This is a genomic window from Aeromonas sp. QDB56, assembly GCF_027705505.1.
GTDB classification, from domain to species: Bacteria; Pseudomonadota; Gammaproteobacteria; order Enterobacterales; family Aeromonadaceae; genus Aeromonas; species Aeromonas caviae.
The window spans coordinates 15,272-35,662 of the sequence record NZ_JAPDBZ010000017.1 but is presented as its reverse complement, the minus strand read 5'-3'; the positions used below and the strand labels follow the sequence as shown (position 1 = coordinate 35,662).

Annotated in this window: 26 protein-coding genes; 16 read left to right on the top strand and 10 right to left on the bottom strand. The window is 61.8% G+C overall.

Going from position 1 to position 20,391, the window contains the following annotated elements:
- Positions 1-198: 198 nt before the first annotated feature.
- Both hupA and OKB81_RS04750 read left to right on the top strand, forming a co-directional pair.
- Entirely contained in the window at positions 199-471 is a 273-nt protein-coding gene (gene hupA, locus OKB81_RS04755) for a nucleoid-associated protein HU-alpha (protein ID WP_005305063.1), read from the top strand.
- Between the two features lie 113 nt (positions 472-584).
- Positions 585-1,010, top strand: a complete 426-nt coding sequence (locus tag OKB81_RS04750) for a hypothetical protein (RefSeq protein ID WP_029313758.1) — start codon at positions 585-587, stop codon at positions 1,008-1,010.
- A gap of 83 nt (positions 1,011-1,093) precedes the next feature.
- Here OKB81_RS04750 and OKB81_RS04745 read toward each other — a convergent pair whose 3' ends face one another.
- On the bottom strand, positions 1,094-1,243 hold the full coding sequence (locus OKB81_RS04745; protein WP_128273066.1) for a hypothetical protein: 150 nt from the start codon (positions 1,241-1,243) through the stop codon (positions 1,094-1,096).
- A gap of 2 nt (positions 1,244-1,245) precedes the next feature.
- Entirely contained in the window at positions 1,246-2,232 is a 987-nt protein-coding gene (gene dusA / locus OKB81_RS04740) for a tRNA dihydrouridine(20/20a) synthase DusA (protein WP_010673041.1), read from the bottom strand.
- Between the two features lie 136 nt (positions 2,233-2,368).
- On the opposite strand from dusA, the gene zur reads away from it, so the two are divergent.
- Genes zur through OKB81_RS04725 form a run of 3 tightly spaced genes read left to right on the top strand, consistent with a single transcriptional unit; the run spans position 2,369 to position 3,511 of the window.
- Positions 2,369-2,827, top strand: coding sequence for a zinc uptake transcriptional repressor Zur (gene zur / locus OKB81_RS04735; protein WP_010673042.1), 459 nt, complete (start codon positions 2,369-2,371; stop codon positions 2,825-2,827).
- Positions 2,817-3,278, top strand: coding sequence for a chemotaxis protein CheX (locus OKB81_RS04730; protein ID WP_270661854.1), 462 nt, complete (start codon positions 2,817-2,819; stop codon positions 3,276-3,278). Before zur ends, OKB81_RS04730 begins: the two co-directional genes overlap by 11 nt.
- 5 nt (positions 3,279-3,283) lie before the next feature.
- Positions 3,284-3,511 (top strand): hypothetical protein, encoded by a 228-nt coding sequence (locus OKB81_RS04725; RefSeq protein ID WP_160838505.1) that lies wholly within the window; start codon positions 3,284-3,286, stop codon positions 3,509-3,511.
- Positions 3,512-3,600: 89 nt separating this feature from the next.
- Here the strand turns inward: OKB81_RS04725 and brnQ are convergent, their stop codons facing one another.
- Together brnQ and OKB81_RS04715 are read right to left on the bottom strand one after the other, a co-directional pair.
- Complete coding sequence (brnQ, locus tag OKB81_RS04720; protein WP_039040015.1) at positions 3,601-4,908, bottom strand: branched-chain amino acid transport system II carrier protein; 1,308 nt, start codon at positions 4,906-4,908, stop codon at positions 3,601-3,603.
- A 190-nt stretch (positions 4,909-5,098) separates the two neighbouring features.
- Positions 5,099-5,809, bottom strand: coding sequence for a tRNA1(Val) (adenine(37)-N6)-methyltransferase (locus tag OKB81_RS04715; protein ID WP_160838503.1), 711 nt, complete (start codon positions 5,807-5,809; stop codon positions 5,099-5,101).
- A gap of 127 nt (positions 5,810-5,936) precedes the next feature.
- Between OKB81_RS04715 and srmB the strand changes: the two genes are divergently transcribed.
- A complete protein-coding gene (gene srmB, locus OKB81_RS04710; protein WP_041210934.1) occupies positions 5,937-7,157 on the top strand; it encodes an ATP-dependent RNA helicase SrmB in 1,221 nt (406 codons plus the stop codon).
- Positions 7,158-7,344: 187 nt separating this feature from the next.
- On the opposite strand, the gene yaaA is transcribed toward srmB, so the two are convergent.
- Genes yaaA through tapT form a run of 3 tightly spaced genes read right to left on the bottom strand, consistent with a single transcriptional unit; the run spans position 7,345 to position 10,318 of the window.
- Complete coding sequence (gene yaaA, locus OKB81_RS04705; RefSeq protein WP_042882155.1) at positions 7,345-8,118, bottom strand: peroxide stress protein YaaA; 774 nt, start codon at positions 8,116-8,118, stop codon at positions 7,345-7,347.
- 32 nt (positions 8,119-8,150) lie between these two features.
- The gene (locus OKB81_RS04700) at positions 8,151-9,260 is read right to left on the bottom strand and encodes a PilT/PilU family type 4a pilus ATPase (RefSeq protein ID WP_041214461.1); all 1,110 of its coding nucleotides are present in this window, start codon (positions 9,258-9,260) and stop codon (positions 8,151-8,153) included.
- 23 nt (positions 9,261-9,283) lie between these two features.
- Positions 9,284-10,318 carry a type IVa pilus ATPase TapT gene (tapT, locus tag OKB81_RS04695; protein WP_010673050.1) on the bottom strand — a complete coding sequence of 345 codons (1,035 nt, stop codon included), beginning with the start codon at positions 10,316-10,318 and terminating at the stop codon, positions 9,284-9,286.
- A 39-nt stretch (positions 10,319-10,357) separates the two neighbouring features.
- On the opposite strand from tapT, the gene OKB81_RS04690 reads away from it, so the two are divergent.
- The 5 genes from OKB81_RS04690 (at position 10,358) to OKB81_RS04670 (ending at position 13,319) form a co-directional block, all read left to right on the top strand.
- Entirely contained in the window at positions 10,358-11,059 is a 702-nt protein-coding gene (locus OKB81_RS04690) for a YggS family pyridoxal phosphate-dependent enzyme (RefSeq protein ID WP_042864460.1), read from the top strand.
- Positions 11,060-11,182: 123 nt separating this feature from the next.
- The gene (gene proC, locus OKB81_RS04685; protein WP_041210938.1) at positions 11,183-12,007 is read left to right on the top strand and encodes a pyrroline-5-carboxylate reductase; all 825 of its coding nucleotides are present in this window, start codon (positions 11,183-11,185) and stop codon (positions 12,005-12,007) included.
- Between the two features lie 23 nt (positions 12,008-12,030).
- Positions 12,031-12,582 carry a YggT family protein gene (locus tag OKB81_RS04680; RefSeq protein WP_010673053.1) on the top strand — a complete coding sequence of 184 codons (552 nt, stop codon included), beginning with the start codon at positions 12,031-12,033 and terminating at the stop codon, positions 12,580-12,582.
- Positions 12,582-12,881 carry a DUF167 family protein YggU gene (yggU, locus tag OKB81_RS04675; RefSeq protein WP_010673054.1) on the top strand — a complete coding sequence of 100 codons (300 nt, stop codon included), beginning with the start codon at positions 12,582-12,584 and terminating at the stop codon, positions 12,879-12,881. The genes OKB81_RS04680 and yggU overlap by 1 nt, the downstream gene beginning before the upstream one ends.
- 18 nt (positions 12,882-12,899) lie before the next feature.
- Positions 12,900-13,319 (top strand): DUF4426 domain-containing protein, encoded by a 420-nt coding sequence (locus OKB81_RS04670; protein WP_160838499.1) that lies wholly within the window; start codon positions 12,900-12,902, stop codon positions 13,317-13,319.
- Between the two features lie 77 nt (positions 13,320-13,396).
- Here OKB81_RS04670 and OKB81_RS04665 read toward each other — a convergent pair whose 3' ends face one another.
- The 3 genes from OKB81_RS04665 to OKB81_RS04655 all read right to left on the bottom strand — a co-directional run bounded on the left by OKB81_RS04665 (position 13,397) and on the right by OKB81_RS04655 (position 15,103).
- Positions 13,397-14,227, bottom strand: a complete 831-nt coding sequence (locus OKB81_RS04665) for a CPBP family intramembrane glutamic endopeptidase (protein ID WP_160838497.1) — start codon at positions 14,225-14,227, stop codon at positions 13,397-13,399.
- A gap of 161 nt (positions 14,228-14,388) precedes the next feature.
- On the bottom strand, positions 14,389-14,679 hold the full coding sequence (locus tag OKB81_RS04660; RefSeq protein ID WP_039039963.1) for a hypothetical protein: 291 nt from the start codon (positions 14,677-14,679) through the stop codon (positions 14,389-14,391).
- 49 nt (positions 14,680-14,728) lie between these two features.
- Positions 14,729-15,103, bottom strand: coding sequence for a YacL family protein (locus OKB81_RS04655; RefSeq protein ID WP_039039964.1), 375 nt, complete (start codon positions 15,101-15,103; stop codon positions 14,729-14,731).
- A 206-nt stretch (positions 15,104-15,309) separates the two neighbouring features.
- Between OKB81_RS04655 and OKB81_RS04650 the strand changes: the two genes are divergently transcribed.
- The 5 genes from OKB81_RS04650 (at position 15,310) to OKB81_RS04630 (ending at position 20,371) form a co-directional block, all read left to right on the top strand.
- A complete protein-coding gene (locus OKB81_RS04650; protein ID WP_160838495.1) occupies positions 15,310-16,425 on the top strand; it encodes a sugar diacid recognition domain-containing protein in 1,116 nt (371 codons plus the stop codon).
- A 119-nt stretch (positions 16,426-16,544) separates the two neighbouring features.
- Complete coding sequence (locus OKB81_RS04645; RefSeq protein ID WP_042014914.1) at positions 16,545-17,807, top strand: GntP family permease; 1,263 nt, start codon at positions 16,545-16,547, stop codon at positions 17,805-17,807.
- A gap of 9 nt (positions 17,808-17,816) precedes the next feature.
- Positions 17,817-18,950 (top strand): glycerate kinase, encoded by a 1,134-nt coding sequence (locus tag OKB81_RS04640; RefSeq protein WP_160838493.1) that lies wholly within the window; start codon positions 17,817-17,819, stop codon positions 18,948-18,950.
- A gap of 261 nt (positions 18,951-19,211) precedes the next feature.
- Positions 19,212-19,775 (top strand): NnrU family protein, encoded by a 564-nt coding sequence (locus tag OKB81_RS04635; protein ID WP_103857977.1) that lies wholly within the window; start codon positions 19,212-19,214, stop codon positions 19,773-19,775.
- Between the two features lie 59 nt (positions 19,776-19,834).
- Entirely contained in the window at positions 19,835-20,371 is a 537-nt protein-coding gene (locus tag OKB81_RS04630; RefSeq protein WP_010673063.1) for a glutathione peroxidase, read from the top strand.
- Positions 20,372-20,391: the final 20 nt, after the last annotated feature.

The window sequence follows — 20,391 nt, the reverse complement described above, 5'->3', positions numbered from 1 at the left end:
TTTGCATGCCTCTCCCCACCGGTACTTCGCATCCTGTCGCCCATCCAGGGGACAAGGGGGCGATATATGTGACTATTTCCGCAGATCTTGATGAAAACCCCAGCATTCAAGCCAATCCGGCTGATAAAGCCTTTGCCTGAGTGTTTTTTTTTGAATAGAGTGGCCCGGTGCTAAATGCCCGATCATAAAGGAAATGTTATGAACAAAGCTCAACTTGTCGATGCAATTGCCGCCAAAGCAGACCTGAGCAAAGCTCAGGCCAAAGTCGCTCTGGAAGAGATCATCAATGGTATTACCCAGAGCCTGAAAGAGGGCGATGCCGTTCAGTTGGTGGGTTTTGGTACCTTCAAGGTCAACCATCGCGCGGGCCGTACCGGTCGCAACCCGCAAACCGGTAAAGAGATCCAGATTGCAGCCGCCAATGTGCCGTCCTTCGTGGCTGGCAAGGCGCTGAAAGACGCCGTCAAATAAGATCGTCTTGTAATCAAATGAAACCCGGCTTGTGCCGGGTTTTTTCTTGCCATCTTCGTCAAAATTTGTTTCAGATACACTCAGAATATGGCATGCGCTGTAGCGAGGTGGATATGGAACAGAAAAATGCCATTCGGCAGGTAGCCGTCCCCTGGGCACCCTCTCGTCAACTCCCTCCCGGCCTGGTCGTGGCCGAACTGCATCAGGATATCTGGAGCGACACCCTGACCGTCATGCTGGGGCGTGCTCGCAGCATCGATCTGCCTCCGTTGCCCCTGTGCCGGGTGAGTTTTCGCCACATCTTCGCAGTGCGGGTGATGGAGGATTGCGATCTGGCGGAGGGGCGTGACAGCCACGTCATCGAGGAGCAGATCCAGCTCATCACCCCGTCCCGTTTCGCCAGCTGGTTCCATCAGGAATCCGATGGACTGCACCTGGATGAAGATTTGCAGCACTACCGCATCTCGACCTGGGATTACTGCGCCGATGTGCTGACCTCTTCTCCCCCTGAACTCCAGTTCATGGTTCAGGAAGAGTAAGCCAGACTGTCGGGTCACCTCCGTGGTGACAAAAAAGCCGGCGCAGGGGCGCCGGCTTTTTCTTGTTCGGGAGCGTGGGGCGCTTAGCCCAGGATCTGGTCCCGGTGCAGCCCCAGCACGATCAGCAGCCCGATGAAATAGAAGGCGCTGAGCTTGATGCCGAGAATGGTGAGCAGGCCGGCGCACAGACGCACCACGGCCTTGTGCAGCCAGGATCCGGTGAAGCGGTACATGATCACTCCACCGCGTCGGCCGGCGCGAACTCCGGCACCTTGGCCATGGCGTCCAGCACCACTTGAATGTCGGCCCCCGGTTTGCAGGCATTCTCGCTCAGATGGCGACGCCAGGCGCGCGCCCCCTGCATGTTCTGGAACAGCCCCAGCATGTGGCGGGTCATGTGGGAGAGGTAGTTGCCCTTGGCCAGCTCTTGTTCGATGTAAGGCAGCATCATCCGCACCACCTCGTGGCGGCTCGGCACGGCACGGTTCTCGCCGAACACCAGATTGTCCACCTGGGCCAGAATGTAGGGGTTCTGGTAGGCTTCGCGGCCCATCATGACCCCGTCGAGGTGCTGCAGATGTTCAAGAGTCTGCTCCAGACTGGTCACCCCGCCGTTGATGGCAATGGTCAGATCCGGGTAATCCTGCTTGACCCGGTAGACGCGAGGATAATCGAGGGGCGGGATCTCGCGGTTCTCTTTCGGACTCAGGCCGCTCAGCCAGGCCTTGCGGGCATGGACGATGAAGGTATCGCAACCGGCGTCCCTTACCTGCTCGATGAAGGCCTGCAAGAACTCGTAGGAGTCTTGCTCGTCGATGCCGATACGGGTCTTCACGGTGACCGGAATGTCGACTACGTCGCGCATCGCCTTGACGCAATCAGCCACCAGCGCGGGTTCGCCCATGAGGCAGGCGCCGAAGCGGCCGTTTTGCACCCGATCGGAAGGGCAGCCGACGTTGAGGTTGACCTCGTCATACCCGCGCTCCTCGGCGAGCCTGGCGCAGCGGGCCAGGTCTGCCGGGTTGCTGCCACCCAGTTGCAGGGCGAGAGGGTGTTCCTGCTCGCTGTAACCCAGATAGTCGCCCTTGCCGTGGATGATGGCGCCCGTGGTCACCATCTCGGTATAGAGCAGGGTCTGGCGGGTCATCAGACGGTGGAAATAACGGCAATGCCGATCGGTCCAGTCCAGCATGGGGGCGATGGAAAAGCGCTGCGCCTGCATAAAAATCATCCGGGTTGGCCAAACAAGGGGCGGGATTCTATCACAACGTGAGACAGCCCCAGAAAATGAATTTTGTCGCCGCGCACTGGGGGCCCTGTGATAGTATCCGGCTAATTGACAGGGTATCTGCGTGAACATGAATCAAGACCAACTTCTACAACGAGCGGAGCGCCTCTGCGAGCAGCGCGGGATCCGTTTCACCCCGACACGGCGCCAGGTGCTCCGGCTGCTTGCCGCCCACGGCAATGCCATTAGTGCCTATGATTTGCTGGCCCAGTTGCAGCAGACCGAGGCTCATGCTAAACCGCCTACCGTCTATCGGGCGCTCGACTTCCTGCTCGAACAGGGCTTTGCCCACAAGGTGGAGTCGCTCAACGCCTTCATCTTCTGCTGCCACTTCGACCATGCCCACCCGATGCAACTGCTGATCTGCGATCGTTGCGGTGAGGTAGTGGAGCTGCACGATCCCGCCATCGACGGCGCCTTTTCCGAGCAGGCTCATCAGCATGGTTTTACTATTACCAACAAGACCATAGAAGCCCATGGTCAATGTGCCCGCTGTTCCGCTACCGTAGGAAGTCAAGATGAAGGCTGATTTTGTAAACCCGTTCCTGCTCTCCCTGCTCAACGTGCTCTCCACCATGGCACAGCTGGAACTCAAACCGGGCGCGCCCAAGCGCAAGACGGACGAGCTGGCTCGGGGAGATGTCTCCGGCCTGATTGGCATGGTGGGTCCGCAGACCCGGGGTTCCCTCTCCATCAGCTTCGAGAAGGGACTGGCATTGGAGATCATGCGCCGCATGCTGGGGGAGGCGCCGGCCACCATCAACGAGGAAGTGACCGACATGGTGGGCGAGATCGCCAACATGGTGACGGGCGGCGCCAAACGCATGCTGGGGGAGAAGGGCTATGAGTTCGACATGGCGACCCCGGTCATCGTCTCCGGTCCCAATCACACCATCACTCACCGGGCCGACGGCGCCAAGATCATGATGCCGTTCGAATCGGAGTATGGCCGTGCCACCATCGAGATCTGCTTCGAGTAATCGCCATGTGGAAGATGCTGAAATGGAGTGTCATCGGTGGGGTGGTGCTGCTTATCCTGTCGGATATCGAGATCAGCACCTCTCTCTACAAGTACGAAGACAACCGCGTGGAGATCAACTTCCCGCGCTGGCATGCTGACCAGCCTTGGGGCACCCTGTGCTGGCATGCGGGCCGGTTTGAGCATCACTGGTACGGTCTTGCAGGCAAACCCAAGCCCGCAACCGTACTCTGAAGAGCGCTTTCCACAACGGATGAACCAGATTGCACCAACAAAAAAGAGGCCAGCGAATGCTGGCCTCTTTATTTGGTCAAGATCTGTTATCAGGCTGCTTCTGCTGCCAGCTTGCCATTGCCACGCACCATGACACCGAGGCCACAGGCCAGCAGGGTCGGCAGCAACCAGGCCAGGCCCTTGTCAAACAGCGGCAGGAAGGCGAACGCATCCATCTTCATGCCGGCGGCGCCCAGGCCGTCCAGGCAGCCGAACAGGAAGGCGACCAGCAGCACGGAGCGGAACACCAGGCGGGGGCGACCGAAGTAACCCTTCAGGAAGGTGACCAGCACCAGCGCCACGGCAACCGGATAGATGGCGACCAGCACCGGAATGGAGAGGCTGATGAGCTGGCTCAGGCCCACGTTGGCCACGACGCCGCAGATGACACCCAGCAGCACGACCAGCTTCTTGTAGCTCATGCCGGTCAGGTTGTGGAAGAAGTCGGAGCAGGCGGAGATGAGGCCGACGGCCGTGGTGAAGCAGGCCAGGGTGATGATGGCAGCCAGGATGAACTGACCCGGTTGGCCGAACAGGCTCAGCACGTAGGCGTTGACGATGGCACCGCCGTTGCTCACGTCGGTGGCGACGCCGGCAGCGGTGTTACCCAGCTGGAACAGGGAGACATAGACCACGGAGAGACCGATGGCGGAGATGATGCCCGCGATGGCCAGGTACTTGAACTGGCTCTGGTAGTCATGGATGCCTTTCTGGCGCAGCAGGTCGACGATCAGGGCGCCGAACATCAGGGACGCCAGGGTGTCCATGGTGTTGTAGCCTTCCAGAATGCCCTTCACGAAGGGGGTGCTTTGGTAGTCACCGGATGCGGCAGGCATGCTTCCTTGCGGTGCGACGAAGACACCGATGGCCAGGGTCAGCAGCAGCAGCATCAGCAGCGGAGTCAGGTACTTGCCGATGGCATCCATCAGCTTGCCCTGGTTCAGGGAGACCAGGATGGCCACGCCGAAGAACAGTACTGTGTAGGCAGCCAGACCGGATGGTCCCATGTCGCCAAGGAAGGGCTTGAGGCCCATCTCGTAGGCCACTAGGCCGGTACGGGGGGCGGCGAAGGCCGGGCCGATGATGATGTAGATGGCGACGGCCAGTGCGGTGGCCACGCCGGTCGGCAGCAGCTTGGTCATGCCGGCCCAGCCGTTGCCAGCCTTGGCCACGGCGATGATGGTGATGAGGGGCAGGCCCACGGCGGTGACCAGGAAGCCCAGCATGGCCAGGGAGAGGTGCTCACCCGCCATGAAGCCGGCCAGGGGCGGGAAGATGATGTTGCCTGCGCCCAGATAGAACGCAAAGGTCATGAAGCCCAATCCGAGTACATCGGACAATGTGAGTGATTTCGTCAAGTTCAACCTCGTCTGTCTTGTAAACTATTGCTTGTTATAGTTTTTTATTTGTCAGTGACCGGCACTTTCCGGGGGTAAAAAAAAGAGCCCCGCTGGTTTTTTCATCGCGACCAGTGGTTTGAACTGGTCTTGAGCGGGCGCTCATTTAGCAGTCAGCATAATGATGTGAAAAAATAGTTCAAGGCAAAATTTACATCTTCAAATAGAAGGGGCTGGTTAGTTGGATATATCTGTCGGAATAGCCTCCCGTGGCAGAATGGATCACAATTTCACCCCTCTCACACTTGTTTAATCCTCTGCCAAGCAGCAATAAAACACGATTTGCCTCTTTCCCCTCTCTGGTAGTAACAGCCAGATAACAACGCTCATACAGATCATAACTCGACGAAATGCATAAAATTTCATCCGCCATCGCCGTGGGCAGCACCAGGGCCAGTTGCCCGGTACGGCTCAGCAGGCGATCGCTGGCGGCCAGCAATCCCCTGGGGGCGAGCCCCCCGGTATGACGGGCCAGAGCCCTGGCCGGATCGCGGAGTGTCTGGCCTGCCGGGAAATAGGGCGGGTTGGAGACGATGAGATCGTAAGGGGGGGCGAGGTGATCCTGAATGGCGCTCTCTATGATGGTGACCCGCTCACGCCAGGGGGAGGCCGCCACATTCTCATGGGCCTGCATGGCTGCATCCTTATCCAGCTCCACCCCGTCTATGTGGCAGTCGTTCGTGCTGCGCTGGGCCAGCATCAGGGCGATGAGGCCGCTGCCGGTGCCGATGTCCAGCACCCGACGGGCGTTGTCGACCGGCGCCCAGGCTCCCAGCAGAATGCCGTCCGTACCGACCTTCATGGCGCAGCGGTCGTGATCGATGTGAAATTGCTTGAACGTGAAACCGTTGTTGCGCCCCATTCGGCCCTCCTCCTGTGCCTGCCCGCGGAAAATGGCCGGCGATTATAGCGGCTAAGCCACAGTCACCATAGGAGCCGGCGGCATAATCGCCTATAATCTGCCGCTTCCTTAATGACCGAGTATTGCCATGAGCCAGTCCTTTGATGATTTCGACCTGAATCCAGCCCTCAGTCGGGCCTTGGCCGAGATGGGATTCACCCGCCCCACCACCATCCAGCAGATGGTGCTGGAGCCAGCCCTGGACGGCCGCGATATTCTGGCTTCTGCGCCGACCGGAACCGGCAAGACCGCCGCCTTCCTGCTGCCCGCGATGCAGCACCTGCTGGACTTCCCGCGTCGCAAGCCGGGTCCGTGCCGCATGCTGATCCTGACTCCGACCCGCGAGCTCGCGCTGCAGGTGAGTGCTCACGCCAAGGCCCTGGCGGTGCACACCCATCTCAGCATCGAGACCATCATCGGTGGCGTCAGCCATGAAGAGCAGCTGCCTGCCCTGACCAAGACCACCGACATCGTGGTGGCCACCCCGGGCCGTCTGCTCGAGTACATCGAGAAAGAGGAGTTCGAGAGCCATGACATCGAGGTGCTGGTGCTGGATGAAGCGGACCGGATGCTGGACATGGGCTTCATCAAGGACGTGAACCGCATCGTGGAAGAGGCGCGCTACCGCAAGCACACCATGCTCTTCTCCGCCACCCTGGAAGGGGCCGGCCTCGAGAAGTTTGCGAGCGAGATCCTCAAAGACCCGGTTGAGCTGCACGCCGAGCCGCCCCGCAGCGAGCGCCGCCCCATCACCCAGTGGATCCACCTGGCCGATGATGCCGCCCACAAGCTGGCTCTGCTGGTGCACATCCTGAAAAACCCGGAAACCCAGAAGGCCATCATCTTCGTCAAGACCCGTGAGCGACTGGCGGAGCTTTCCGGCCAGTTGCAGGCGGCAGGCGTGCCCTGCGCCTGGATCCGTGGCGAGATGGAGCAGGCCAAGCGCATCGAGTCTATCCGCAAGTTCCACGAAGGGGAGGTGCCCTTCCTCATCGCCACCGACGTGGCCGCCCGCGGCATCGACCTGCCGAACGTCAGCCATGTCATCAACTACGACATGCCATACGGCGCGGATGTCTATGTGCACCGCATCGGTCGTACCGGTCGTGCCGGCAACCGTGGCTGCGCCATCAGCCTGGTGGAAGCTCACGACATGGCCATGGTCGCCAAGATCGAACGCTACACCGAGGAGCGCCTCAAGCGCCGGGTGATCGATGAGCTGCGCCCCAGACACAAGGAAGCACGGGTGCCGGTGAAGAAGAAAAAGCCGAAGGATGCCAAGAAGTCGGCAAAGAAGAAAAAGAAGTAATGCCCCCGAGCACAGTTGAAACGGCCATCCCAGGATGGCCGTTTTGCTGTCTGCTGCCTGGGGAGTAGCCTGAGAGAGGCGCAGAAAAAAGCCGACGCAAGGACGTCGGCCAACAAAAAGTGCTTACAACAGAGGATTCACAGAGTCAGACCCGAGGATCTCCGACTTGGTTCCCTTGAATGTGTAATTAATTTTCAGCGCGCTTGAACATCAGGGTATTGGCGTCGGACTCTTCCGGTACAAAGTAGTAGCCGTCGGCATTGAAACCGGTCAGCTGTTCCACCCGGGTGAGCCGATGCTTGATGATGTGGCGTGCCATCATGCCGCGGGCCTTCTTGGCGTAGAAGCTGATGATCTTGAACTGGCCGTTCTTCTCGTCCTTGAAGACCGGGGTGATGATGCGCCCCTGCAGGGCTTTCGGGCGCACCGACTTGAAATACTCGTCGGAGGCGAGGTTGATCAGTACGTCGTCCCCCTGGGCCGCCAGCGCCTTGTTCAGGTGCGCAGTGATGATGTCGCCCCAGAACTGGTAGAGGTCCTTGCCGCGCGGGTTGTCGAGGCGGATCCCCATCTCCAGGCGGTAGGGCATCATGAGGTCCAGCGGCCGCAGTACGCCATAAAGGCCGGAGAGCATGCGCAGGTGGGCCTGGGCAAAGTCGAGGTCGGCCTCGCTGAAATCTTCTACGGCCAGACCGGTGTAGACGTCCCCCTTGAAGGCCAGCAGCGCCTGGCGGGCGTTGGCCGGCGTGAAGTCAGGCTGCCACTCGGCAAAGCGGGCGGCGTTGAGGCCGGCGAGCTTGTCGCTGATCTTCATCAGGCTGGCGATCTGGTCCGGGCTCAGTTGACGAGCCCGGGTGATCAGTGCTGCGGAGTGGTCCAGCAGTTCGGGTTGGGTGAAACGGGAGGTCACCAGGGGTGACTCGTAATCCAGCGTCTTGGCCGGGGAAACCACAATCAGCATAACTGTCCTTTACTAGCGGTGACGCACACCCCTCATTCATCCAGGGTCACGTTGTCGAGAGTGCCTGCGCCCAGCTGCTCGCGACCCGACAGCTTGATGAGCAGTCGCAGGTCGTTGGCGGAGTCGGCATGGGCAAGGGCCTCACTGTAGCCAATTTGGCCGGCGCAGAACAGGCCGAACAGCGCCTGATCGAAGGTCTGCATGCCGAGCTCGCCGGATTTGGTCATCACCTCCTTGAGTCTGTGCATCTCTCCCTTGCGGATGATGTCGGTGACGAGCGGGGTGTTGAGCAGGATCTCGAAGGCGGCGACCCGGCGCTGCCCGTGAGCGGAGGGGAGCAGCTGCTGGGCGACGATGGCGCGCAGGTTGAAGGAGAGATCGAACAGGAACTGGCGGTGCTTCTCCTGGGGGACCAGATGCAGGATGCGATCCAGCGCCTGGTTGGCATTGTTGGCGTGCAAGGTGGCGAGGCAGAGGTGCCCCGTCTCGGCGAACTGGATGGCGAATTCCATGGTCTCCTGGGAGCGGATTTCACCGATGAGGATGACATCCGGGGCCTGGCGCAGGGAGTTTTTGAGGGCGACATCGAAGGATGCGGTGTCGATCCCCACCTCCCGCTGGGTCACCAGACAGCGATCGTGCTGATGGACGAACTCCACCGGATCCTCCACCGTCAGGATGTGGCCGTCACCGTGCTGGTTGCGAAAGCCGATCATGGCCGCCTGGGTGGTGGACTTGCCGGCGCCAGTGGCGCCGACGAAGAGCACCAGCCCGCGTTTGGCCATGGCGACCTCCTGCAGGATGGGAGGCAGCACCAGCTCGTCAAAGGTGGGGATGCGGGTCTCGATGCGGCGCAGCACCATGCCCGGCATATCCTGTTGCCAGAAGGCGCTGACCCGAAAGCGCCCCAGCGAGCCCCGCTGGATGGCGTAGTTGGCCTCGCGGGTGTGCAGGAAGCGCTCGAAGTGGGTCTCGTCCAGGCTCTCCCTGATCAACGCCAGCGCCGTCGTCTTGTCGAGGGGAGCCGGCCCGAGCGACACCAGACGCCCGTTGACCTTGAGGGTCGGGGGGGCATCGACCGTGATGAAGAGATCCGAGCCCTTTTGTTCAACCAGTGCGGCGAGCAGAACATCCATGTTCATGGCGACTCCTTGGGTGTGCGAGCTTAAATGGTATTGGGATCGACCGCCTTGGCCTTGGCATCAAGGGAGGCGACGACCCCCCGGTTGACCAGCTGCTTGAGGCTCTGGTCCATGGTCTGCATGCCGTGGGTCATCCCGGTCTGGATGACGGAATAGAGCTGGGCCACCTTGTCTTCCCGGATGAGGTTTCGCACCGCCGGGATCCCCAGCATGATCTCGTGGGCCGCCACCCGGCCGCCACCGATACGCTTGAGCAGGGTCTGGGAGATGACCGCTCGCAGGGATTCGGAGAGCATGGATCGCACCATGTCCTTCTCCGAGCCGGGGAAGACGTCGATGATGCGGTCGATGGTCTTGGCAGCCGAGGAGGTGTGCAGGGTGCCAAACACCAGGTGACCGGTTTCGGCGGCGGTCATGGCGAGGCGGATGGTTTCGAGGTCCCGCATTTCACCTACCAGGATGATATCCGGGTCTTCCCGCAGGGCCGAGCGCAGGGCGTTGCTGAAGCTCTTGGTGTCGCGGTGTACTTCCCGCTGGTTCACCAGGCAGCGCTTGTTCTCGTGCACGAATTCGATGGGATCCTCGATGGTGAGGATGTGGTGGTGGAAGTTGTCATTGATGTAATCGACCATGGCGGCCAGGGTGGTGGATTTGCCCGAACCGGTGGGTCCAGTCACCAGCACCAGGCCGCGAGGGTACTCCGCTATCTTGCGAAATATCTCCGGCGCCCCCAGATCGTCCAGGGTCAGAACGGTGCTCGGGATGGTACGAAACACGGCGCCCGAGCCGCGCGCCTGCTGGAAGGCATTGACCCGAAAGCGTGCCATGCCGGGTACTTCGAAGGAGAAGTCCACCTCGAAGTTCTCCTCCAGCTCCTTGCGCTGGTGGTCATTCATGATGTCGTAAATGAGAGCATGGACTTCCCGGTGATCCAGGGCGGGCAAATTGATCTTGCGAACCTCCCCATCAACCCTGATCATCGGGGGGACCCCGGCCGAGAGGTGTAGATCCGAGGCCTTATGCTTTACACTGAATGCCAATAACTCTGTGATATCCATAGATTTGTTATTCTCCCATCACAAGATTACGAACGAAATATGAGCCAGATTGCCCAGCACCTGCTTCAGGTAAAGGAACGTATTGTAGAGGCTGCCCGGCGTGTTGGCCGCAGCCCAGATCACATCCAGTTGCTTGCTGTCAGCAAAACCAAGCCGCTGGGGGACATTCAGGCTGCCTATGCCGCCGGTCAGCGGCGCTTTGGCGAATCCTACGCCCAGGAGGCCGCGCTCAAGATTGATGCCTTGCGCGAGCAGAACGCCTGTACAGACATAGAGTGGCACTTTATCGGCCCGCTGCAATCGAACAAGTCCAAGCTGGTGGCGGAGCGGTTCGACTGGGTTCAAAGTGTCGATCGCGACAAGCTCATCGAACGCCTCAACAACCAGAGACCGAGTGGGCTCGCGCCGCTAAATATCTGTCTGCAAATCAATATTAGCGGAGAGAGCAGCAAATCCGGTACGTCGGAGCAAGAGATTTTCCGCCTGGCCTCCCTGGTGGCCCAAAGCGAGCGGCTGCGGTTGCGCGGTCTGATGGCCATCCCCGAGCATACCCGCGACGAGGGGGTGCTGGCGGCCCAGATGGCGCGCATGCAGGCTCTGTTCACCGAACTTGCGCAACAATACCCGAGCGTCGACACCCTTTCGATGGGGATGACCGAGGATCTTGAGCCGGCCATTGCCCATGGCAGCACCATGGTGCGGGTCGGGACCGCCATCTTCGGGGCCCGTGACTATTCATGAGCAAGAGCCGGGGCGAGAAACATCCCGGTCGTGCTTTTTTTCAGGTAAACAGGCGCGTGTGATGCTGTCAGCCCACACAGGCTGGGTCGGCATCCGCTGCGATGTCAGTAACAGGAGTGTTTGATGCAGCAGAGAACCCTCGCCTTCATCGGGGCAGGCAATATGAGCCGCAGTATCATTGCCGGCCTCATCCAGGCGGGTTACCCGGCAGAGCGTATCATCGCCGCCAATCCCAGCCGTCCCAAGCTGGACGAACTGGCCAGCCAGTTCGGCATCCGTATCACCCAGGACAACGCCGAGGCGGCCCGGGAGGCCGAGGTGATCGTGCTGGCGGTCAAGCCCCAGCTGATGGCGGGCATGCTGACGGCACTGGTGGCCGAGCTTGGCTCGCTGGATGGCAAGTTGCTCATCTCCATCGCTGCCGGCATTCGCGTCGCACGCTTGCAGGAGATGGCAGGCGGTCACGATCGCATCATTCGCACCATGCCCAACACCCCCTCCTTGCTGGGACTGGGGATGACCGGGCTCTATGCACCGCCCGCCATCGGGCAGGCCGATAGGGCGGTGGCCGAACAGATGATGCAATCCGTGGGCAAGACCCTCTGGGTGGATGAGGAGGCCGGCATCAACGGCGTGATTGCGGCGGCGGGCAGTGCCCCGGCCTACTTCTTCCTGTTCATGCAGGCGATTGCCGAGGAGGCCGAGGCCATGGGCTTTACGCCGGAGCAGGCTCGCCTGCTGGTGCAGCAAACCGCCCTGGGGGCGGCCGCCATGGTGGAGCAGAATCCCGAGCTGTCGCTGCAGACCCTGCGCGAGCAGGTGACCAGCAAGGGCGGGACCACGGCCGAGGCCGTCAAGACATTCCAGGAGCAGGGGCTGATGCCGCTGACCGCAAGAGCCATGCAGGCGGCCGTTACCCGGGCTGGCGAAATGGAAACCCTTTTCTGAATCCCTTTTAGCAAGGAGCCCGGATGAACACGGCTTACTTTTTGATTAACACTGTCTTTGATCTCTACCTCATGGTGGTGCTGCTGCGGGTCTGGCTGCAGTGGGCGCGGGCCGACTTCTACAACCCGATGAGCCAGATGGTGGTCAAGCTGACCAACCCGCTGGTGGTGCCCCTGCGCCGCGTCATCCCGGGTTTTGGCGGGCTGGACATGGCCTCTGTGCTGCTGGCGCTGCTGATCGCCTTTGGCAAGTTGGTCCTGCTCAAGAGCATGAATGTGCTGCAGGCGGACTGGCTCACTCTCTGTCTGTTTGCGACGCTCACCGTGTTGAAGAAAGCGGGTTCCATGATCTTCTGGATCCTGCTTATCCGCGCCATCCTGAGCTGGGTCAGCCAGGGTCGCAACCCCATTGAATACGTGATGCACCAGCTCACTGAACCCTTCCTGGCCCCCATTCGCCGCATCCTGCCTGCACTGGGCGGGCTGGATCTCTCCGTGCTGGTCGCTTTCATCGCGCTGCAGGCCATCAACTACCTGATGGGGGATCTGTTCGGCCAGTTGTGGTGGATGATCTGATGCCCGCCGTCCTGCTGGAAGGGGACGAGCTGGTGTTGCATCTGATGATCCAGCCCAAGGCGAGCCGGGATCAGATCATCGGATTGCACGGTGACGAGTTGAAAGTGGCCATCACGGCACCGCCGGTCGATGGTCAGGCCAACAGTCACCTGATCAAGTACCTAGCCAAGCAGTGCAAGGTGGCCAAGGGGCAGGTTCGCATCCTGCGGGGGGAGCTGGGTCGGCACAAGACGGTCGCCATCGACGCGCCAAAGCAGATCCCCGCCGAGATTGCCGCTTTGCTCGATAATCAGGGTTGATACGAGAGGGATGACATCATGAAAACTGCCTGGATGAGTTGCCTGCTGGCACTCCTGATGACGCTGCCGCTGCGGGCTGAGCAGATGCAGGAGCTGGGCCCCTGGAAAGTGCACTACAGCGCGTTCAACTCCAGCTTCCTCACCCCCGAGGTAGCCAGGACCTATGGCCTGGAGCGCAGCCGCTATAACGGCATCGTCAATATCGCGGTGCAGAACAAGCAGGGGGTGGCACAGGCGGTGGGGATCAGCGGCGAAGCCCGCAATCTGACCGGCACCCTTCGCCCCCTGAATTTTCAGGAGGTGAAAGAGGAGAATGCCATCTATTACCTGGCAGTGCTGCCCTATCGCAATGAGGACACCTACCAGTTCACCCTGAAGATCATGGGGGAGGGGCAGCAGCAGACGCTGACCTTCCAGCAGACCTTCTACGTCGACTAGATTGCAGGGTGAATGCAGATGCCCTGCCCCTACGGGGGCGGGGCATTTTTTTTTGCCCGGTGAACCGGTACTCGACGTCAGTGGCTGGCCAGGGGATAGGTAAACAGGGCCAGGTGGGCGAAGTTGAACAGGAAGTGGAGCAGGATGGCGATACTGAGGCGCCCGCTCAGCTGGAACGCCAGGCCATAGCAGGCCCCCGCCAGCGCGGCGAACAACACCAGCAACGGGCCCCCGGCAAGATGGGCTGCGCCGAACAGCAGGCTGGCGACCAGGAGACCTGCCCAGGGCGTGCTTCGGCTTGCCACCCCTTGCTGGATGCATCCCCGGAACAGCGCTTCTTCCGCCACACAGGTGAAAAGCAGGTTGTTGAATGCGAACAGCCACCACCAGTGGGGCAGTCCCGCTTCGGGTTTGAGGGCGCCCAGTTGCCAGGCGGTGATGAGCAGGGCCGCGAGCGGCAGGATGAGCAGGGCCAGCGGCCGCCAGCGCATCGTTCCACCCGGGCCGAGCAGGCCGGTGATGGCCAGCAGCAGGGCGAAGAAAATGAGCGGCTTGTCCAGATTGAGGTAGAGGGTGAAGGGCACGCTGGCCGGGCCCGCCTGTACCTTGTCGAGCACCCTGAGATTGTCAAAGCCGGGCACCAGATGCAGCGTCAGGGCGAGGGACCACAGCAGTACCAGCGTCAGTGCGACGCCGCGCCAGGGTGGGGGCAGGGTGGGGGTACGCCAGGCCAGCAGCAGACCGGCGAGGCTGACAAGAGCGGCGAGGGGCGCGAGTCGCTCAAGCCAGAGGGCTGTGAGCAGGGCTAGTCCCAGCAGGAGCATGCCGGGCCTGGTCCGGCGGGCGAGGCAGCAGAGTACGGCGAGCCCCAGGACGAGCCAGATGAGAATATCGGGGAGTGGTAACATCGAGTCTCCTTGTATGAATGAAGGGCGCACCTTAACGATCCCCATGGTCTGGTTCAAGGAAAAGGGACTGGCCGGCAGAAGACGCGCAATGAAAAGCCGGAGCTGGGCTCCGGCTTGAGCGGCGGCAAGATGCCACCGAGAGAGGCGATGGCCTTCCCGTATCAGCGACCGGACTCGGCGATGACCCGGGCGATGATGTCGGCGCGTTTGCTGGCTTCCAGCTCGCCCAGGGCGATGAGACCGGCCTTGAAGATGACGTTCTTCGGCAGACTGACGTCATCCAGAGTGGTGATGGCCTCGACGTGCATGCCGTTCAGGCGGCTGGCATCGCGCGGGCTCAGGTTGACCTGGGTGTTCAGCACCTGCTTGCCCTTCTTCTTGGGCTGGGCGGGTTTCTTCGGTTGATCCAGCTCGTCTTCCGGCAGTTCGTCATCAAAATCGTAAATGGACATAGTCAATCCTGTTGGGTTGCAAGGGGCATGCTCGCCCGAATGGGGGTAATCAGCCCATATCCTCGTTGCGGATAAAGGCGCGCCAGGAGCCGAGTACCTGGGCAAAATCTTCCAGCCCGCACATGGCCAGCTGTTCATCATCGTAGTAGGCGAGATCGTCGAGATCCTCGTCCTGCTCGATATTGAGGACATTGGCCTTCACCTCGGCTTCCTCGTGGGTCAGCAGCAGGGAGTAGTCGCCCCCCAGCAGCCGGTATTCGGTGCGGGCCCGGCTGGAGAGCTGGTCGATGATGGCGAACAGCTCGTCGAGCTTCTCCTCGTCCTTGCCCACCTCGTCGATCAACCACTGGCCGATGGCTTCATGGCCCATGGAGAACCGGGCGCGATAGCCACCGAACGGGTCGCGGCGAAATTCATAATCCATAGCGGAGTCCATATCGGAGGGTGAAACCACCACGGCGCAAAGCGGCATGATGCCGGATCCTTGATCCATGGTGGGGCACTGATAGCGTAAAGTGGCCTATTCTAGCGATCCCCCCCGCGCTTGTCTTGATGATGTGGGATCTTTAACGGGTGATCCCGGTGATGGCGCACGCCGGGGACCCTGTCAACGAATGGTATGGAGAGGCAATGCAGCTCAACGACGCGCTCGCGCATCAGATAGTCAGCCGGGCGATGAAGATCCTCTCGTTCTCGGTCAACGTCATGGATGAACGGGGACTCATCATTGCGTCCGGCAATCCGGAGCGGCTGCACCAGCGCCACGAGGGGGCCGTGCTGGCCCTGACCGAGAACCGGGTGGTGGAGATAAGCGAGGCCACCGCCCGGGAGCTCAAGGGGGTGAGGCCCGGCATCAACCTGCCCATCGCCTATCAGGGGGAGCTGCTCGGTGTCATCGGCATCTCTGGGGATCCGGACATCGTGCGTGCTTACGCCGAGCTGGTGCGCATGACCGCCGAGCTCATCCTGGAACAGGCGGCGCTCACCGAGCAGTTGCAGTGGGACAAGCGCCACAAGGAGGAGCTGGTGTTGCAGCTCATTCGCGGCGAAGGGCGGGCCGATCAATTGCAACAGGTGGCCCGCTTCCTCGAGCTGGATCTCGCCCAGCCCCGGGTGGTGGCCGTGCTGGCGCTGGAGGAGGCCGAGCCCGCCCAGGTGAGGGAGCTGGTTCACCTGCTGGAAAACCCGGAGCGGGACAACCTGGTGGCCATCAACGGCCTGGACGAGATAGTGGTGCTCAAACCCGCCCAGCTCAGCGAAGGCGTCTGGCAGTCGGCGCAGGAGCGCAGCCGGATCCGGCAGCTGCTCTCCCGTATTCCCCATTTCAAGGTTCGCATCGGGGTGGGTGATTACTTCGCCGACATCCCCGGGCTGGCACTCTCCTACCAGACGGCGCGAGACACCTTGCGCCGTGGCATGCGCCAGTCGCCCCGCAAGCAGGTCTATTTCTTCGAGGATTACCGGCTTTCAGTGCTGCTCGGCACCCTGGCGGACTCCTGGCAGGCGGATCAGCTACGGGCTCCGCTGCAAAAGCTGGCGCAGGAGGACACAAAGGGAACGCTGCAAAAGACGCTGCGCCAATATTTCTTGCAGGATTGTGATCTGCATCCCTGTGCCGAAGCCCTGTTCATTCACCCCAACACCCTGCGTTATCGACTGACCCGGATAGAGCAGATAACCGGCTTGAATTTCAACAAGTTAGATGAAAAGTTTCTGCTCTATCTCGGGCTCAGTCTCGATAGCTGATTTGTCTTTTCCAACAAAAATACAAGGCCGGTAAATGCTTTTTTTGGTTTTATGGCCAAAGCATTCCAGGCGGGGATCCCCATAATGACGCCACTCATTACAACAACAAGGTGCCCGTCATGATCCCAGTCTCCGCGCTCGGCGCGCTCGCCGCGCTCTCCATCGCCATCTTCCTCATCCTGAAGAAGGTGCCGCCCGCTTACGGCATGATTGTCGGTGCCTTGGCCGGTGGCCTGATCGGTGGCGCCGACCTGACCCAGACCGTCGCTCTGATGATCGGCGGCGCCCAGGGGATCACCACGGCGGTGATGCGGATCCTGGCGGCGGGTGTGCTGGCCGGGGTGCTCATCGAATCGGGCGCCGCCACCACCATCGCCGAGACCATCGTCAAGAAACTCGGCGAAACCCGCGCCCTGCTGGCACTGGCGCTGGCCACCCTGATCCTGACCGCGGTCGGCGTCTTCGTGGACGTGGCCGTCATCACGGTCGCCCCCATTGCGCTGGCCATCGCCCGCCGTGCCGATCTCTCCAAGGCTGCCATCCTGCTGGCGATGATAGGCGGTGGCAAGGCGGGCAACGTCATGTCTCCCAACCCCAACGCCATTGCGGCAGCCGATGCCTTCCACCTGCCTCTCACCTCGGTGATGGCGGCGGGCATCATTCCCGGCCTGTTCGGTCTGGTGATGGCCTACTGGCTCGCCAAGCGCCTCAACAACCGGGGCAGCAAGGTGGCCGCCGACGAGGTGGTGAGCGTTGACGGTGCCAAGTTGCCCGGCTTTGCCGCCGCCATCAGTGCGCCCCTGGTCGCCATCCTGCTGCTGGCCCTGCGTCCCATCGCCGGCATCGTGGTGGACCCGCTCATTGCGCTGCCTCTCGGCGGCCTGGTGGGGGCCCTGATGATGGGCAAGTTCACCAAGGTGAACCAGTTTGCCGTCTCGGGCCTGGCCCGCATGGCACCGGTGGCCATCATGCTGCTGGGGACGGGTACCCTGGCGGGCATCATCGCCAACTCCGGCCTGAAAGATGTGCTCATCAGCGGCCTGACCGCCTCCGGTCTGCCCTCCTATCTGCTGGCCCCCATCTCCGGTGCCCTGATGTCGCTGGCGACCGCCTCGACCACGGCCGGGACCGTGGTGGCCTCCAACGTGTTCAGCGCCACTCTGATTGAACTGGGGATCAGCAGCTTGGCAGGGGCCGCCATGATCCACGCCGGCGCCACCGTGTTTGACCACATGCCCCACGGCTCCTTCTTCCATGCCACCGGCGGCAGCGTCCACATGGGCGTCGGCGAGCGACTCAAGCTCATCCCCTACGAAACCGCGGTCGGTCTGACCATCGCCGTTGTCTCCACCCTGATGTTTGGCGTGTTTGGCCTCGCCTAAGGAACTGATATGAAAATTGTGATCGCCCCCGATTCATTCAAGGAGAGCCTGAGCGCCATGGCGGTGGCCGATGCCATCGAGGCCGGTTTCAAGCAGGTGCTGCCGGATGCCACCTACGTCAAGCTGCCCATGGCCGATGGCGGCGAGGGGACGGTGCAGTCTCTGGTGGATGCCACCGGTGGTCGCATCCTGCCGGTCGAGGTGACCGCCCCCCTCGGCAACAGGGTGCAGGGCTTCGTGGGCCTGCTGGGGGATGGCAAGCGCGCCGTCATCGAGATGGCGGCGGCCTCCGGCCTCCATCTGGTGGCGCCCGAGCTGCGCAATCCGCGGCTCACCTCCAGTGTCGGCACCGGGGAGCTGATCCTGGCCGCGCTGGAGATGGGGGTGAACCACCTCATCCTCGGCATCGGCGGCAGCGCCACCAATGACGGCGGTGCTGGCATGATCCAGGCACTCGGCGGCAAGCTCCTGAAAGCAGATGGTTCCCCCATTGCGCCGGGCGGTGCCGGTCTGGCCGAGCTGGCCACCATCGACCTGAGCGGGCTGGATCCCCGTCTGACCGGACTCACCATCGAGGTGGCCTGCGACGTGGACAATCCGCTGTGCGGCCCGAAAGGGGCGTCCGCCGTGTTCGGTCCGCAGAAGGGGGCAACTCCCGAGATGGTGGCCGAACTGGATGCCAATCTGGCCCGTTACGCGGACTGCATCGAGCAGGCGCTTGGCAAGCAGGTGAAGGAGATCCCGGGAACGGGGGCCGCAGGCGGCATGGGGGCAGCCCTGGTGGGGCTGCTCGGCGCCGAGCTCAAACCCGGCATCCGGATCGTCATCGAGGCGCTGAACCTGGCTGAGGCGGTGGCCGATGCGGATCTGGTCATCACCGGCGAGGGCCGCATCGACAGCCAGACCATCCATGGCAAGACGCCCATCGGGGTAGCTCGCTGTGCCAAGCAGTTCGGCAAGCCGGTGATCGGCATCGCCGGATGCCTCACCGATGACTGCGGCGTGGTGCACGAGCATGGGCTGGATGCGGTGTTCGCCGTGGTCAATCGGGCCATGTCCCTGCCGGAGGCGCTGGCCACCGCCACCACCAACCTGCAGCTCACGGCCCGCAACGTGGCGGCTCTCTACCTGCTGCGCAAATGACCCTCTCTCCTGGCCGATGCGGTGCATCGGCCTGACCCTGCCCCGTGCAGCAGAGTGAGCGGCCCGGCGTGGCACCTCTGACGCACTTGCCGATCCCTGGGTCGGCTTTTTTTATTATCCTGCTGTCTTTCATATGGTTTTTGTATTCTGACAAGGGGCTTTGCGGCATAGTGATCTCCCGACAGTGAGGGAGCCACGAGAAACAAGGCCCGCCTGAGGGAGGGCTTCCCATTCCGGGGGGCAATATGCGAGGAGCAAGCCATGATCCTGCTGACCCTGGGGGTGGTATTGTTCACCCTGACTCATCTTTACCCCTGTTTCGCGGCACAGCACCGCGCCCGTCTGCGGGCTCGGCTGGGGGAGAACCGCTACAAGGGGCTCTTCTCGCTGCTGGTGTTCGTCGCCATCGGCTGCATCCTCGCAGGCTGGCGCAGTGCCAGTCCCATGCCCCTCTATTTTCTGCCTGTCTGGGGGCCCACCCTGGTGATGGGGATCATGCCGATCGCCCTTGTCCTGCTGTGTGCGGGGCAGGGGGCGAACCATTTCCGTCGTTGGCTGGTGCATCCCCAGCTGCTCGGGGTGCTGCTCTGGTCGGGGGCCCATCTGGCGGTGAACAGCGAGGCGCGTTCTCTGGTGCTGTTTGGCGGGCTCGGTCTCTGGGCTCTCATCAGCATCGTCTGGATTTCGATGCGGGAGTGGGGTCGTCACCCCCGTGCCGCCGCCACCTGGCAGGGGACGGGGATCAGTCTGGGGGCGGGGCTGGCGCTCACGGCTCTGCTTATCTTCTGGGGACACGGCTGGCTGACCGGGATCCCCCTGCACTGATCCCTGAACCAGATTCCGGGGTCTTGCGTATGATGGACAAAACAATGGGAGTCACGTCGATGAAATGGTTCACCCTGCTGCTGATGCTCGGCTCGGGCGCGGTCTCTGCCGCCTGCCCAGATTACTTCAACGTGGAGATGCGGGAGCTCAACAGCACCCAGCGCCACAACCTCTGCCAGTTGACCGAGGGCAAGGTGGTGCTGGTGGTCAACACCGCCTCCTACTGCGGTTACAGCGGTCAGTTCCGGGATCTGGAAGCCCTCTATCAGGGCTACAAGGAGAAGGGACTGATGGTGTTGGGCTTCCCCTCCAACGATTTCTGGCAGGAGGCGGGCAACGAGAACAAGACCGCCGAGGTGTGCCGCCGGGACTACGGGGTGACCTTCCCCATGTTCAACCGGGTGGCGGTGCGGGGTTCGGATGCGGTGCCGCTGTTCAAGGGGCTGGCCGCTGCTGCCGACGGTGATGCGCCCAACTGGAACTTCCACAAGTACCTGGTCGGGCGGGACGGCAAGCTGATTGCGAGCTATGGCGCCAACCAGAATCCGTCGGATGATCCTCTCAAACAGCAGATCATCGATGCCCTGGGGCACTGACCCTACCCCATGGCGGGCCG